This window comes from Pseudomonas sp. NFACC39-1 (assembly GCF_900110355.1).
Taxonomy (GTDB): domain Bacteria; phylum Pseudomonadota; class Gammaproteobacteria; order Pseudomonadales; family Pseudomonadaceae; genus Aquipseudomonas; species Aquipseudomonas tehranensis.
Window position 1 is genome coordinate 307,148 of the sequence record NZ_FODL01000003.1, and the last position, 14,116, is coordinate 321,263.

Sequence of the window (14,116 nt, forward strand, 5' to 3'; positions counted from 1 at the left end):
CATGGCGCACAAAAGTGAAGAGCTGATCATCGAGGCGATGGATGTGCACAAATCCTTTGGCAACCTGCAGATCCTCAAAGGTATTTCCCTGCAAGTACGGCGCGGCGAAGTGGTGGTGCTGATCGGTGCCTCCGGCTCGGGCAAGACCACCTTTATCCGCTGCATCAATCTGCTGGAAGACATCCAGGGCGGGCGCATCCGCGTCAATGGCCGGGCCATGGGCTATCGCGAGCGGGCGGACGGCAGCCTGGTGCGTGAGTCGGAGCGCAACATCGCCCGCCAACGCCGGGACATCGGCATGGTGTTTCAGCGTTTCAACCTGTTCCCCCACATGACGGCCCTGGAGAACATCATCGAGGCGCCGATCCAGGTACTCGGGATTCCTCGCACCGCGGCGCTGGAACAGGCCCGCAACCTGCTGGAGCGGGTCGGCCTGGCGGACAAGGCCAACCACTACCCGTCGATGCTCTCTGGCGGGCAACAGCAACGGGTGGCGATTGCCCGTGCCCTGGCGATGAAACCCCAGGCCATGCTGTTCGACGAACCCACCAGCGCCCTCGACCCGGAAACCGTTGGCGAGGTGCTGCAAGTGATGAAAGCGCTGGCAGAGGAGGGCATGACCATGGTGGTGGTCACCCATGAAATGGGCTTTGCCCGGGAAGTGGCTGACCGTGTGGTGGTGCTGGACCAAGGTGAGCTTATCGAACAAGGCCCGCCGGAGCAGATCTTCAGTCACCCCACGCACCCTCGAACCCGGGCTTTTCTCAGTCGCGTGTTATGACCGTTCCAAGGGTGTTCGCCCTGAGCCCCGTCAATTGAGTCCCGCCAATGAATTCTTGTGTTGAAGAGTCTTTGCCATGCTGAAATTTTCTGCTCACGAGTACCCTTATCCATCACAACGCCAGAGCGTTTTTGCCCGCCGGGGCATGGTCGCGGCTTCTCAGCCTTTGGCTGCCCAAGCGGGCATCGAGATCATGCAAAAGGGCGGCAATGCCATTGATGCCGCCATCGCCACCGCGGCGGCGCTGACGGTGGTCGAGCCCACGGGGTGCGGCATCGGCGGCGATGCTTTTGCCTTGGTCTGGTGCAAGGGCCAGTTACATGGCCTCAACGGCAACGGCCATGCACCGGCGTCCCTGAGCATCGAGGCGGTCAAGGCGGCCGGCCATGAACAGATGCCGCTCTATGGCTGGACGCCGGTGACCGTCCCGGGTTGCCCGTCGGCCTGGGCCGAGTTGTCGCAACGCTTCGGCAAGCTGCCCTTTGCCGTGTTGCTGCAGCCAGCGATCAGCCTGGCGCGGGACGGTTTTGCGCTGTCGCCGGTGGTTGCCCATCAATGGCAGATCGCTTTGAACGAATTCACGCCTCATCGTGATCAGGTCCTGGATGCCTGGTTCCAGACCTTTCTGATTGACGGTCGCGCGCCACGGGCGGGGGAGATTTTCCGCAACCCGGCCCAGGCCCGCACCCTCGAAGAGCTGGCCGCCACCCGCTGCGAGAGCCTGTATCGCGGTGCCTTGGCCGAACGCCTGGATGCCCACTCCCGGGCCAGCGGCGGCTACCTTCGCGCCACGGACCTGCAGGATTATCGCGCCCAATGGGTGGCACCGATCCACGTCAATTACCGTGGGGTCGATGTCTGGGAAATCCCGCCGAGCGGCCAGGGTCTGGTGGCCTTGATGGCGCTGAAGATACTCGAAGGCTTCAGCTTCGATTACCGCGACAGCCAGCAGACCTGGCATCGCCAGTTGGAAGCCATGAAGCTGGCCTACAGCGATGGCTTGCACTACATCACCGACCCTTTGCATATGCGCGTGGCGGTGACTGACCTGTTGAGCGAGGAGTACAGCGCCCGCCGTCGCGCCCAGATCGGCGAACAGGCCCAGGCACCCAAACCCGGCGATCCCCACGCCAGCGGCACGGTGTACCTGGCGACCGCTGACGGGGAAGGCAACATGGTCTCGTTCATCCAGAGCAACTATCACGGATTTGGCTCCGGCGTGGTGCTGCCTGACAGCGGGATTGCCTTGCAGAATCGCGGACAGGAATTCAGCCTGGATCCGAGCCACGCCAATTGCCTGGTCCCGGGCAAGAAGACTTTTCACACCATTATCCCCGGCTTCCTCACCCAGAATGGCCAGGCCCTTGGCCCTTTCGGCGTGATGGGCGGCTATATGCAGCCCCAAGGCCATGTGCAGATGGTGATGAACCTGGTGGACTTCGGCCTGAACCCGCAAGCGGCGCTGGACGCTCCGCGCTGGCAGTGGCTGGGTGAGATGAAGGTGGGCATCGAGCAGGGTGCCTCCGGTGACTTGGCCAATGCCCTGGCGCGGCGCGGTCATGAAGTGCAGATCGCCAGTGACCTGACTGATTACGGACGAGGCCAGATCATCCTCCGCGACCCGGTCAGCGGTGTCCTGTGTGGCGGCACCGAGCCGAGGGCGGATTCTCATATTGCGGTGTGGTAGGCACCACTCCACGACCGATGAACACACATTGCGTCGTGATAGCACTCAAGTGAATAAAACGATTGAAAAAACCCTCCGGACGCTATACACCGAAGGCTCACTGGCATACTGCCCGGCAATCAGTTATTCAATCTCGCCATTGCGGCGCAGGGAGCGCTGATGAGTTTTCGCCCATTGAGCGATCCCCCGCAGCAATCGAATCATTGCGGTGTGGCAACTCACCCGCCAGAAAACCCGGATGCGGCCGGCATGGCATACGTTGGCAACGAAGACGCGATCGAACAATTGCTGGAATCAGCGCGCACCTGGGCCCACACCACCCAGTGGGTGGTTTATCGCGCCGGTGAACAACTGCATCGGGTGGGGCAGGGCGACCCTCGGGCGCAGTGGCCGGCCAGCGTTGCGAACGAAGAGTTCGAGCGCTTCTGCCGGACCCAACGATTGTGCCGCTGGCCGACCGGTCGGGGCGAAAATGTGCTGGGTTGGCTACTGGCGCCAGTCACCGCTGCCCAAGAGCCAGCCTTCGCCGAGTTTGCCCTGCGTTTGGGTATCCAGATACAGACCAATACCCTGGCTCGCGCCCAGATTACTCAGCGTGTGCTGTATGAAATTACCTACCTGGCCAGTTCCACCCGCGACCGCTCCGTGTTCCTGGTGGGGGTTCACCGGTTGCTCGCCAGCCTGATCGATGCCGAGAACTTTTATCTCGCGCTGTATGACCCCCACAGCGGAAAGATCGACTACCCGTATTACGTCGACATCATCGATGTCGATGCCGTGGAGGCCCAACACTACGAATACCTTGATCCTTCGCATCTGTCGTTGACCGGCCAGGTGTTGACCTCAGGTCAGCCGTTGCTGATCGACGCCGCGGGTATTTGCGCCGCTCAGGCTGAGGGTCGTTTCTATTGCGTGGGTGATCGTCCCGAATTCTGGATGGGCGCTCCGCTGAAAAATGCCTCCGATGAAGTGTTTGGCATGCTTGCCATGCAGGTCTACGACGTTGCACGCACCTACAGCGCCGAAGACCGCGCGCTGTTTCTGGTGGTGGCCCGGCACGTGGCCATGGCGCTGGACCGGATTCTGCACCGTGAGGGCATGGAAGAGACGGTGATGCGTCGCACGCTGGAGCTGTCGGCAGTCAACGCCGCGTTGAGACAGGAAGTGGCGGACCGCGAGCGCGCCGAGCACCTGCAGAGCGCGCTGTTCCAGATTGCAGAACTGTCGAGCCAGCCTGGGGACATGGCGGAGCTGTTCCAAACCTTGCATGGCATTGTCGGTGATTTGCTGTCCGCGCAGAACTTCTACATCGCGCTGTTCGACGACACGATCGATGAAGTCACCTTTCCGTATTATGTCGATGAGCGCAGAACCACCCTGCCGGAGGCAAGACGTGGGTGCCGGGGGCTGACGGAGTACGTTATCCGCCAGCGCCGTCCTTGCCTGATTGACCCTTTTGACGCGGATCGGTTGTCTGCGCAAGGTGAACTCGAAGTGGCCTACGAGTCGGTCCGATTCCATTCCTGGCTGGGCATTCCGTTGTTCGATGGCGATGTGGTACGGGGTGTGCTGGCGGTGCAAAGCTATACCGCCCAAGTGCGCTACACCCTGCGCGACCAGGAACTGCTGACGTTCGTGTCACGGCACATTGATACGGCATTGTCGCGCCGTACCGCCGCAGAAGCGATCCATGCCGCCAACCTCAGGCTCGAAGCCAGGGTACAGGACCGCACCCGTGAGCTCGATCACGCCAACGCCAAGCTGCAACACGAAAACGCCCACGATGCACTCACCGGGCTGCCGAATCGCACCTACCTGCAGCAGCGCCTCAATCTGGCCTGGGCGCGGTTCGAGAGCGACGGCGGGCAATTGTCGGTGATGTTCATCGACCTCGACCGTTTCAAGATGGTCAATGACAGTTTCGGCCACCATTTTGGCGACCTGCTGTTGATGCAGGCCGCTCACCGTTTGCGCAGTTGCCTGCGAGACACCGACATGCTGGCCCGCCTGGGGGGCGATGAGTTTGCAGTGCTGGCGCCGGAGGCGCCGCTGGCGGTGGTGATCGAAATCGCCGAGCGGATTCTGTCGGTGTTCGACCTACCGTTTTTCATCAATGATCACGAAGTTTTTTCGTCCTGCAGCATCGGTATTGTCAGCGCCGACAGTCAGTTCCATCACGAACCCGCTGACTTGCTGCGCGATGCCGATGCGGCGATGTACCGGGTCAAGAGTGCCGGGCGCGACAGTTACGCAGTGTTCAACCAGGAAGTGCGTCGCGAGGTCTCGGACCAGGTCGAGCGCGAAGCGGCCCTGCGCAATGCGCTCAAGCGTACCGACGAACTGCTGCCGTATTTCCAGCCGATTGTCAGCGTCGAAAGCGGTGAGCTGGTGGCCCTTGAAGCGCTGATCCGCTGGCATCAACCGGGCGGCCGGATCATCGCGCCGGGCGAGTTTCTGCCCGATGTCGAGGGGTTGCGCCTGATCGGTCGACTGGATCTGTACATGCTCACCAGCATCGTAGCGATCCTCGCACAACCGCAACACGCCAATTGGCCACCGGTGCATGTCAATTGCTCCAGCTACAGCATGACGCGCCCGGATTTTGCCGATGATGTGCTGGCACTGTTGGCCCGCTACAACGTCGCGCCGTCGCGGATCTGCCTGGAGTTGACCGAAGGTGCGCTGGTGGCCGAACCCGCCATTGCCCGACTGACCATGCAGCAATTGGCCGACAACGGCATGTCGGTGGTGCTCGATGACTTTGGCGCAGGATTTTCCTCCCTGAGCTATGTGCATCAATACCGTTTCAGCGGTTTGAAGATCGACAAGTCGTTCATTTTCGAGCTGACCAGCAGCCCTCGTAGCCGGGCGATCGTCCGGGCGATCGTGCGTATGGCCGAATCACTGGACCTCAGCGTGGTGGCCGAAGGTGTCGAAGATGAAGAGACGCTGCTCTTGCTGCGGGAGATGGGGGCAGGGCAGGCCCAAGGTTATTATTTTGCCAAGCCGATGGGGCTGCAGGCATTGCTGGCGACTTCGTTGGTCGGTGGCTAGGTGCATAGGGACCTGCCGTTCGTTCTACCTTCAATTGCCTCTGAATCTTTGAAGAAAAGCCGCGATCACTGAACGCGGCTCGATTTTTATTGCGCCGATCAAACCTGAGGCGGCTACTTCTGCCTGAGGGCGGCGATGGACAGTCCTGACACGATGAAGGTCAATCCTGCCCCGAGGTTCAGTCCGTTGGTAAGGCGTGGGCGTTGACAGATGTATTGCGACAGGCGCGTGGCGAAGATCCCCATCAACGAGAACCCCACGGCCGTTAGCAGGGCGAACCAGAACCCGTAGACCAACATCTGTACGGTGACCGAGCCGAGCGCGGGGTTGATGAATTGAGGGATGAACGCCAGGACGAACAACCCGGGTTTGGGGTTTAGCGCCGCCGAAAGAAAGCCTGTAAGCAAGATGCTTCGCAGTGGCTGTCGTGCGGCGGGCGCGAAGGTTATCAGGCTTCTGGAGCGCAGCACCTTGATCCCGAGCCAGACCAGATAGGCCGCCCCTACCAATTTGACGACCCAGAAGGCAACCGTCGAGGTCTGGATCAACAGCGTCAGCCCGAGCGAAGCGGTGGTGACGTGAAACAAAATGCCCAGCCCAGAGGACAGGCCGGACACGATGGCGGCCAGGCGACCCTGGCTCAGCCCCCGTCCTATGGCCAGCAGATTGTCAGGACCGGGTGACAAGACCAGCAGCACGCAGGCTGCGGTGTAGGTGAACCAGATATCCATCGGAAACACGGTGAAGCTCCCTGTGAGGTATGAATGGGGTCAACGGATGATGCCCGCGAGGCTGTCCTGGATTGTGGCGCTGGCAGAGACAAGGCCAAGGTCTTTCATTTCTAGCAGCGGTGAACCGGTTCGGCAACTCAATAACGGGCCCCGAACTCCTCGGCAGCGGGGCTGATTGGGGCGAGTAACGCTGGGATTAACGACCGTTTCATAAGGATTCGCTTCACCCACTTGAACGTCTACTACCACGCGGCCTCTGACGTAATGCAGGGCGAACATACGCCGCTCATTCCGTCTTGGAGGATAGGTTTACATGAACATTCTAATGGTCCTGACGTCCCACGATCAGTTGGGTAATACCGGCAAGAAAACGGGGTTTTGGCTGGAAGAATTCGCCGCTCCCTATTACGTGTTTGTCGACGCCAACGTGGCGGTTACGCTCGCCTCACCAAAGGGAGGGCAACCGCCGCTGGACCCCAAGAGCGACGAGGAACAGGCCCAGACGGATGCCACTCGCCGCTTCAGCGCCGATACCCGGGCCCAGGCAGCGTTGGCCGACACGGTGCCGCTGGGCGAAATTGACCCCTACGACTTCGATGCCGTGTTCTACCCCGGAGGCCATGGGCCGCTGTGGGATCTGGCCGAGGACACTGATTCCAAGACCCTTCTCGAAGCCTTTTACGCCGCGAATAAACCCATCGCGGCCGTCTGTCACGCGCCTGGGGTGTTCAAGAACGTCAACTCGCCGGATGGCCATCCAGTGGTCAAGGGCAAGAAAGTGACCGGGTTCACCAACTCTGAAGAAGAGGCCGTGGGATTAACCCAGGTGGTGCCGTTTCTGGTGGAGGACATGCTCAAAGCCAGAGGTGGCGAGTATTCAAAGGCGGCGGACTGGGCGAGTTACGTGGTCGAGGATGGCCATCTGATCACCGGCCAGAACCCGGCTTCTTCCGAAGCCGCCGCCAACGCGCTGCTCAAGCGCTTGCAGCAAGAGCAGAAGGCCTGAGTCAGCTCAAACAAGGGCCGGATCGCAACCGACGCGTCGGCCTTGAGGCCGTCGCGCGTTCACCTCGCAAGGGCGCACGCCGTTATGTTCGAATGCACAGTCGCGGACAATCAATGAGACTCGCGCAAGACCTCGATGAAGGCCTGCAAGCCTGATGGGATATAGCGGTGCCCCGGATAATACAGACAGAGCCCCGGAATTCTGGGGCACCAATCCGCCAGGACCTCGACCAGACGAGCGTCTGCCAAAGGTTGCGATACCGTCTGCTCTGGCACGTAAGCGATGCCGAGCCCGGATATGGCTGCATCGACCATGATTTCGGCATTATCGAGGGTTAGCTGTCCTTTGGGCTCGATGACCAAGGATTGGCCGTTCCTGGAGAATTCCCATCTATAAGGTTTACCACTGGGCATCCGGATGCAGATGCATTGATGTCCTGGCAGATCATCCGGCGTAAGAGGGGCAGGATGAGTCTTCAGGTACTGGGGTGACGCCACGGTAATAAATCGCGTATCGGTTTCTATCGGCACGGCGATCATGTCTTGGGGGATCGCTTCACCTAAACGGATACCGGCGTCGAAGCCCTCGGCCACAATATCGATCAGACGGCCCTCGGTCACGAGGTCAACCGACATCTGGGGGAAGCGTTCCAGGAATATCGGCAGGGCAGCCTTCATCAAAACGCGCGCGGCCTGTTCGCTGGCATTGATCCGTAAAGTGCCGCTGGGAAGATCCCGGTATTCATTGACTTCCTCAATCGCTAGCTCGAATTCGCGCAACACAGGCGCCAGTCGTCTTAGCAGACGCTCTCCCGCTGCCGTCGGTGAAACGCTGCGCGTGGTGCGGTGCAGCAAACGCACCCCAAGACCGGCCTCCAGCGTTTTCATCATATGACTCAGGGTAGAGGCTGACAGGCCCAACTCATCGGCCGCTTTACGAAAGCTGCGATGAGCAACGATGCGGGTCAGTGCCCGTAAATCGGCAAGCGAAAGGGGTAAATGATTCATGGCTATATTTCATTAGCTCATCCGAATTCCGCCCCATAGTAGCAGCAGTCCGGCTGACGTAGTTTGGTCTCACATCGATGGCAACTCACCCTTCATTCGGAGATCAAGCACATGAGCAAAACCTGGTTAGTGACTGGAAGTTCCTCCGGCATCGGTCTGGCGGTGGTCGAACAATTGCTGGCGCGGGGGGACCGTGTGGCGGCCACTTTGCGTAAGCCTCAGGCCTTGAGTCACTTGAAGACACGCTACGGCGAGCAACTGTGGACAGCGATGCTCGATGTAAATGACGCAGCGGCGATCCGCGCTGTGGTTCATCAGGCCTTCACCGAGCTAGGACGTATTGACGTGGTGGTGAGCAGTGCGGGCTACGCGTTGTTTGGTGCGGCGGAGGAGGTCAGCGATGAACAGATCGACCAGCAGTTGCAAACGAATCTGCTCGGTTCTATTCAACTCATCCGTGCCTGCCTACCGTTTCTGCGCAAACAGGGGGGCGGTCGAATTCTTCAAGTGTCCTCGGAGGGCGGGCAGCTCGCTTACCCGAACTTCAGCCTTTACCACGCAAGCAAATGGGCCATTGAGGGATTCGTTGAATCGGTCGCTCTGGAAGTCGCGCCTTTTGGGATCGAGTTCACCCTGGTAGAGCCGGGTCCGACACGGACTAATTTCGGCGCCGCGCTGGTTCGCCCGCCCGCGATGGTTGAGTACGAGCAAACGCCTGCCGGTGAAGTGCGTAAAGCAATCGCCGAGGGTACTTTCCCGCTTACCGAAGACCCGCAGAAAATGGCCAGGATCATGCTCGAGATTGTCGATGTCGATCCCGCACCCAGGCGTCTACTGCTAGGCAGCGGGGCTTACGAGCGTGTTCGCAATGCCCTGGTCCAACGGCTGGCTGAGCTGGAGCAATATCAAGCGCTTGCAATGAGCACGGAGGTTGACTGAGATCGGCCCGTTTCTCATCCAGTCCTGATCATGGACACCGAAAAATCAGTGTTCCCATTGCTCGAGCAATATCGAGACAAATTTTTCCGCTGCCGGGGAGAGCGATGCGCCCCTTCGATAGACCAGGCCCAGCGATCGGTTTACCACCGGATCAATCAACGGCACGCTGACCAATGTCGGGTGATCCTCGGCTGGCATTGCGAGGCTGGGCATGGCCGACACCCCGAGGCCGGCCTCGACCAACCCCAACGACGTGGACAAGTGCTGCACTTCGTAGAACCACTGCGGACGCCAGCTCAAGCCCGACAAGGCGTGGTCCAGCAGCATTCGATTGCCGCTCAGACGACCGACACCGATCAGTCGATAATCGCTGAGCTCAGACCAGCTTACCGAGCTGCGTCCGGCCAGTTCATGGTCGCGTCGACAGGCTAAAACGAAAGGTTCGTTGACCAATGGCACGAACTCGATGTCCGGGTGCTGGCCACTCATCATATTGATACCGAAATCGGCTTCGCCACGCAGTACCGCCTCGAGCCCTTCGTTGGCGCTGAGGTCGAGCAGGCGGATGCGGATTTTGGGGTAGCGCTCGTTATAAAGGCGGATCACTGAAGGCAGGAAATAGAAGGCCGCGGTGGGGATGCAGGCCAACGTCACCCGACCGATCTGGCGCTCCGCCAGTTCGCGAATGTTGAGAATCGAGTCGTCGAAATCATCCAGCAGGCGCCGCGCCTTGGGCAGAAAGTCGCGCCCGACGCTGGTCAGGCTGACCTTTCGGGTGGTGCGATCGAGCAAGGCGGTCCCCAGGCCTTCCTCCAGTTTTTTCATGCGCCGGCTCAGGGCCGGTTGGGAGAGATGCAACGCATCGGCGGCTTCGTGGAAACTGCCTAGTTCAGCGATTTTCACGAAAGATCGTATGTCCTGAAGCTCGTATTCCATGTTCTTTCTCACTGGGGCAAGAGCAATGCGCCGGGAAAAACATCGTAAATTAATTCATTCGTGAAACGCAATAATTGCTCTGATCTTTGCATTGGAAACACTTTTAAAACCCTGCCACTCTTGTGTCCAGAACATCAATTATCCAGATTGATCAACAAGAGTTAGTGTTCATGCAGCGAATTCCTTGTGTGCTGATGCGCGGTGGTACCTCCAAAGGACCCGTCTTTCTTGCCTGGGATCTGCCCAGTGCCATCGCCGAACGTGATGAGCTGCTGCTCAACCTGATGGGGTCCGGCCATGAGCTGGAAATCGACGGCATCGGTGGCGGCAGCCCGCAGACCAGCAAAGTGGCAATCGTCAGCCCCTCGTTGCACCCGGACGCGGATGTCGACTATCTGTTCGTCCAGGTCATGGTTTCCCAGCGCCGGGTCGATACCGCACCCAACTGCGGCAATATGCTGTGCGCCGTCGGTCCGTTTGCCATCGAGCAAGGGCTGGTCAAGGCTTGCGGCGATCTGACCCGCGTGCGTATTCGCAACCTCAATACCGGGACCTTCGTAAATTCAGAGGTGCAAACCCCTGGGGGCAAGGTCAGCTATGAAGGGGACACCGCCATCGACGGCGTGCCTGGCACGGCCGCTCCGGTGCAACTGACCTTTCTGGATGCGGCGGGTAGCAAGACCGGCAAGCTCTTCCCGACGGGGCAATCTCTGGACCTGATCGATGGCATCCCGGTGACCTGTATCGACATGGCAATGCCGATGCTGATTGTCGAGGCCCGTCAGCTTGGCAAGCGCGGCGATGAAAGCCCCGCCGAACTGGACGCCGATAAGGCGTTCCTGCAGCGCCTGGAGTCCCTGCGACTCAAAGCCGGCCTGGCCATGGGCCTGGGTGATGTCAGTGACAAGGTCATCCCCAAGCCGGTGCTGGTGTCGCCTGCCCAGTCGGGCGGGACGGTCCAGGTGCGCTACTTCATGCCGCACAACTGTCACCGTGCCCTGGCCATCACTGGCTCCATCGGTCTGGCCACCGCTTGCGTGACGCAAGGCAGCGTCGTGGCGCAGTTGCTTGGCGGCATCAGCGAGCCGCGTCTGCAGCAGGTTCGCATCGAACACCCCAGCGGCGGTATCGATGTCGTGCTGTCCTATACCGGCGAAAAGGGTGAGACCATTCGTGCCTCGGTAGTGCGCACCGCCCGCCGGCTTTTCTCAGGTTACGTCTACGCCACGGTTTCCCAGCGCCTGGCAGGATAGCCCAGGCAGACCTCGTCATTGCATCAGCGACTCAATAACAACAAGAGATCTGACATATGCTCGCTTTACTTGGCTTGGCCATGGTGGTGGTCTTCACCTTCCTGATAATGACCAAACGCTTGTCACCGATCGTCGCCTTGACGGTGGTGCCAATCGTCTTCGCCGTGATCGGCGGTTTTGGCGGTACCACCGGCAAGATGATGCTGGACGGCCTGAAGATGGTCGCGCCGTCGGCGGCGTTGCTGTTGTTCGCCATTCTGTTTTTCGGCCTGATGATCGACGCCGGTCTGTTCGACCCGCTGATCCGCAAGATCCTCAAGCGGGTCAACGGTGACCCGATGAAAATCGCAATCGGCACGGCGCTGCTGTCACTGTTGGTGGCGCTGGACGGTGACGGCACGACCACGTACATGATCACCTGTGCAGCGATGTTGCCGCTGTACAAACGTATCGGCATGAACCCAATGATCCTGGCGACCATTTCCATGCTCTCGTTGAGCATCATGAGTGGCATGACGCCCTGGGGCGGCCCGGCGACCCGTGCGATTGCAGCGCTGGGCCTGGATGCCGGTGAGTATTTCGTACCTTTGCTGCCGACCATGATCGGCGGTGCGATGTGGGTGGTGTTCACGGCGTTCCTGCTGGGGCGTGCCGAACGCAAGCGCATCGGCAACGTCCATCTGCAAAGCGGTGGGGGCAATTGCTACATCAAGGCGATTATTGAAGACACGCCGCACAAGCGTCCGAAACTGGCCTACGTCAACCTGCTGCTGGTGACTGCGGTGATGGTTGCGCTGGTGATGGGGCTCATGCACTCGGCGATCCTGTTCCTGATCGGTTTTGTCCTGGCGCTAATGATCAACTATCCGCAACTGGATATTCAGAAAGAACGGATCCTCGCTCATTCGGGCAACGCCATGACCGTGGTTCTGTTGGTGTTCGCCGCGGGTATCTTCGCCGGGATCTTCTCTGGGACGAAAATGGTCGATGCGCTGGCGCAAACCCTGGTCGACTGGATTCCGCCATCCTGGGGCCATCTGTTCCCGCTGGTGGTTGCGATTACCAGCATGCCGTTGACCTTCGTATTGTCCAACGATGCCTACTACTTCGGTGTCGTGCCGATCCTGGCCAACGCCGCAGCGGCCTATGGCATTGATCCGGTCGAGATTGCACGGGCCTCCATTCTCGGCCAACCGGTGCACCTGATGAGTCCGCTGGTGGCCTCGACCCTGCTGCTGGTCGGCATGGTGGACCGTGATCTGGGCGACTTCCAGAAAGCCACCGTCAAGTGGGCCGTGCTCACTTCCCTGGTCGTGACTGCGTTGGCATTGCTGACGGGGGCAATAAGCCTGTTCTCCTGATCCCCCACGTCTTTTTAAGGACCTGACGCCCCACGCCAGTGGGGTGGACGGCTAGCTGCATTCCAAATAACAACAATGAGTAGTTTGATATGACCTCTGTTTATACCTGTGGAGCTTTATTGACTCTCCTGGCTTTGTTGCCGCTGGCCAATTCCAATGCGCAAGGTTTTATCGACGACAGCAAACTCAAGCTGCAATTGCGCAATGTTTACATCAATGAGAATTTCCGCGATGAACATGGCATGAGTGCGCGAGCGGCCAACACCGCCAAGAGCGAGCGAACCGAATGGGGCCAAGGCTTTTTGCTTGATTATCAGTCGGGATTCACATCTGGCAGCCTCGGCCTGGGCATTGATGCTCTGGGCCTGCTGGGGATCAAGCTCGACTCTGGCCGCGGTCGTAGCGGCACCGGCCTGCTGCCTTTGCATGATGACGGCCGTGCCGCCGATGAATTTGCGAGCTTTGGGATGACCGCCAAGGCCCGATTTGCCAAGACCACCGTCAAATACGGTACGTTGCTTCCTAAAACGCCGGTGCTCATTTACAACGATGCCCGATTGCTGCCTCAGACCTACCAGGGCGGCCAGTTCACGAGCACCGACATTGACAACCTTAGCCTGACGGGCGGCTATCTTGATCGTTTCAAGTTGCGAGATTCGAGCGACAGTATGCCCATCGTGCCAGACGGCTACAGTGGCGATAAGTCAGGGGACTTCAGTTACCTCGGTGCCGATTACAAGTTGGGCAAGACGATTCGCCTTAGCTACTTCCATGGCGAACTGGAGAACTTCTATCGGCAGAACTTCGCGGGTATCCAGCATGATCTGCCGCTCGGCTCAGGCGTGCTGACCAGTGATCTGCGCTACTTCCGCAGCGTTGATAGCGGTTCTGCCTATGGCGGTAAAATCGACAACCATATGCTCAGCGGCCAACTGTCTTACGCTGTCGCAGGCCATACCGTAGGCGGCGGCTATCAAACACTCAAGGGCGACGCTGGGCTGCCCTACATCAGCGGGGCGTCCGTTTATTCTTTCAGCAACGCCGGCATAGGTAAGTTCATAGAGGAAGACGAGAAGACATGGATGCTCAACTACGGCTACAACTTCGCCGCCCTGGGCGTCCCCGGCCTGACGTTCTCCACTCGTTACCTTAGCGGCGACGATGGAGAGTCCAACACCACAATCAAAGAGTGGGAGCGCGATGCTGAGCTGGCTTATGTGGTGCAGCAGGGCACTTTCAAAGGGGTGGGCGTGAAGTTGCGCAATTACGTCTACCGCTCTGAATTCTCGAGGGGCCGGGACAGTAACCGGCTCTACCTGACCTACGATATTGCCCTTTGGTGATCGTTCGTGCCGACGCAC

The 14,116-nt window shown here is 59.6% G+C and carries 11 protein-coding genes; 8 read left to right on the forward strand and 3 right to left on the reverse strand.

Annotated elements, in window-relative coordinates; translation table 11 throughout:
- Nucleotide 1 precedes the first annotated feature (1 nt).
- The 3 genes from BMY45_RS08195 to BMY45_RS08205 all read left to right on the forward strand — a co-directional run bounded on the left by BMY45_RS08195 (nucleotide 2) and on the right by BMY45_RS08205 (nucleotide 5,522).
- The gene (locus tag BMY45_RS08195; protein ID WP_092396455.1) at nucleotides 2–781 is read left to right on the forward strand and encodes an amino acid ABC transporter ATP-binding protein; all 780 of its coding nucleotides are present in this window, start codon (nucleotides 2–4) and stop codon (nucleotides 779–781) included.
- 76 nt (nucleotides 782–857) lie between these two features.
- The gene (locus BMY45_RS08200) at nucleotides 858–2,468 is read left to right on the forward strand and encodes a gamma-glutamyltransferase family protein (protein WP_092396457.1); all 1,611 of its coding nucleotides are present in this window, start codon (nucleotides 858–860) and stop codon (nucleotides 2,466–2,468) included.
- A gap of 159 nt (nucleotides 2,469–2,627) precedes the next feature.
- Nucleotides 2,628–5,522: a sensor domain-containing phosphodiesterase gene (locus tag BMY45_RS08205; protein ID WP_092396459.1), complete on the forward strand. Its 2,895-nt coding sequence runs from the start codon at nucleotides 2,628–2,630 to the stop codon at nucleotides 5,520–5,522.
- A gap of 113 nt (nucleotides 5,523–5,635) precedes the next feature.
- Here the strand turns inward: BMY45_RS08205 and BMY45_RS08210 are convergent, their stop codons facing one another.
- Nucleotides 5,636–6,262, reverse strand: coding sequence for a LysE family translocator (locus tag BMY45_RS08210; RefSeq protein WP_047225545.1), 627 nt, complete (start codon nucleotides 6,260–6,262; stop codon nucleotides 5,636–5,638).
- A 304-nt stretch (nucleotides 6,263–6,566) separates the two neighbouring features.
- Between BMY45_RS08210 and BMY45_RS08215 the strand changes: the two genes are divergently transcribed.
- A complete protein-coding gene (locus tag BMY45_RS08215; RefSeq protein WP_092396461.1) occupies nucleotides 6,567–7,259 on the forward strand; it encodes a type 1 glutamine amidotransferase domain-containing protein in 693 nt (230 codons plus the stop codon).
- Nucleotides 7,260–7,369: 110 nt separating this feature from the next.
- Here the strand turns inward: BMY45_RS08215 and BMY45_RS08220 are convergent, their stop codons facing one another.
- Nucleotides 7,370–8,266, reverse strand: a complete 897-nt coding sequence (locus BMY45_RS08220; RefSeq protein ID WP_092396463.1) for a LysR family transcriptional regulator — start codon at nucleotides 8,264–8,266, stop codon at nucleotides 7,370–7,372.
- Between the two features lie 111 nt (nucleotides 8,267–8,377).
- On the opposite strand from BMY45_RS08220, the gene BMY45_RS08225 reads away from it, so the two are divergent.
- Nucleotides 8,378–9,205 carry an SDR family oxidoreductase gene (locus tag BMY45_RS08225; RefSeq protein ID WP_092396465.1) on the forward strand — a complete coding sequence of 276 codons (828 nt, stop codon included), beginning with the start codon at nucleotides 8,378–8,380 and terminating at the stop codon, nucleotides 9,203–9,205.
- A gap of 45 nt (nucleotides 9,206–9,250) precedes the next feature.
- Here the strand turns inward: BMY45_RS08225 and BMY45_RS08230 are convergent, their stop codons facing one another.
- Nucleotides 9,251–10,141: a LysR family transcriptional regulator gene (locus BMY45_RS08230; RefSeq protein ID WP_092396467.1), complete on the reverse strand. Its 891-nt coding sequence runs from the start codon at nucleotides 10,139–10,141 to the stop codon at nucleotides 9,251–9,253.
- Between the two features lie 170 nt (nucleotides 10,142–10,311).
- Here BMY45_RS08230 and BMY45_RS08235 point away from each other — a divergent pair, with 170 nt between their 5' ends.
- The 3 genes from BMY45_RS08235 to BMY45_RS08245 all read left to right on the forward strand — a co-directional run bounded on the left by BMY45_RS08235 (nucleotide 10,312) and on the right by BMY45_RS08245 (nucleotide 14,098).
- Nucleotides 10,312–11,394: a 4-oxalomesaconate tautomerase gene (locus BMY45_RS08235; protein WP_092396469.1), complete on the forward strand. Its 1,083-nt coding sequence runs from the start codon at nucleotides 10,312–10,314 to the stop codon at nucleotides 11,392–11,394.
- Between the two features lie 56 nt (nucleotides 11,395–11,450).
- Nucleotides 11,451–12,755: a CitMHS family transporter gene (locus tag BMY45_RS08240; RefSeq protein WP_092396471.1), complete on the forward strand. Its 1,305-nt coding sequence runs from the start codon at nucleotides 11,451–11,453 to the stop codon at nucleotides 12,753–12,755.
- Between the two features lie 89 nt (nucleotides 12,756–12,844).
- Nucleotides 12,845–14,098, forward strand: coding sequence for an OprD family porin (locus BMY45_RS08245; RefSeq protein ID WP_092396473.1), 1,254 nt, complete (start codon nucleotides 12,845–12,847; stop codon nucleotides 14,096–14,098).
- Nucleotides 14,099–14,116 lie beyond the last annotated feature (18 nt).

Bases quoted from the DNA above. Each gene is read 5' to 3' on its own strand.
- BMY45_RS08195 (WP_092396455.1), top strand. From the start codon at position 2: ATGGCGCACAAAAGTGAAGAGCTGATCATCGAGGCGATGGATGTGCAC.
- BMY45_RS08200 (WP_092396457.1), top strand. From the start codon at position 858: ATGCTGAAATTTTCTGCTCACGAGTACCCTTATCCATCACAACGCCAG.
- BMY45_RS08235 (WP_092396469.1), top strand. From the start codon at position 10,312: ATGCAGCGAATTCCTTGTGTGCTGATGCGCGGTGGTACCTCCAAAGGA.
- BMY45_RS08215 (WP_092396461.1), top strand. From the start codon at position 6,567: ATGAACATTCTAATGGTCCTGACGTCCCACGATCAGTTGGGTAATACC.
- BMY45_RS08240 (WP_092396471.1), top strand. From the start codon at position 11,451: ATGCTCGCTTTACTTGGCTTGGCCATGGTGGTGGTCTTCACCTTCCTG.
- BMY45_RS08225 (WP_092396465.1), top strand. From the start codon at position 8,378: ATGAGCAAAACCTGGTTAGTGACTGGAAGTTCCTCCGGCATCGGTCTG.
- BMY45_RS08230 (WP_092396467.1), bottom strand. From the start codon at position 10,141: ATGGAATACGAGCTTCAGGACATACGATCTTTCGTGAAAATCGCTGAA.
- BMY45_RS08205 (WP_092396459.1), top strand. From the start codon at position 2,628: ATGAGTTTTCGCCCATTGAGCGATCCCCCGCAGCAATCGAATCATTGC.
- BMY45_RS08245 (WP_092396473.1), top strand. From the start codon at position 12,845: ATGACCTCTGTTTATACCTGTGGAGCTTTATTGACTCTCCTGGCTTTG.
- BMY45_RS08220 (WP_092396463.1), bottom strand. From the start codon at position 8,266: ATGAATCATTTACCCCTTTCGCTTGCCGATTTACGGGCACTGACCCGC.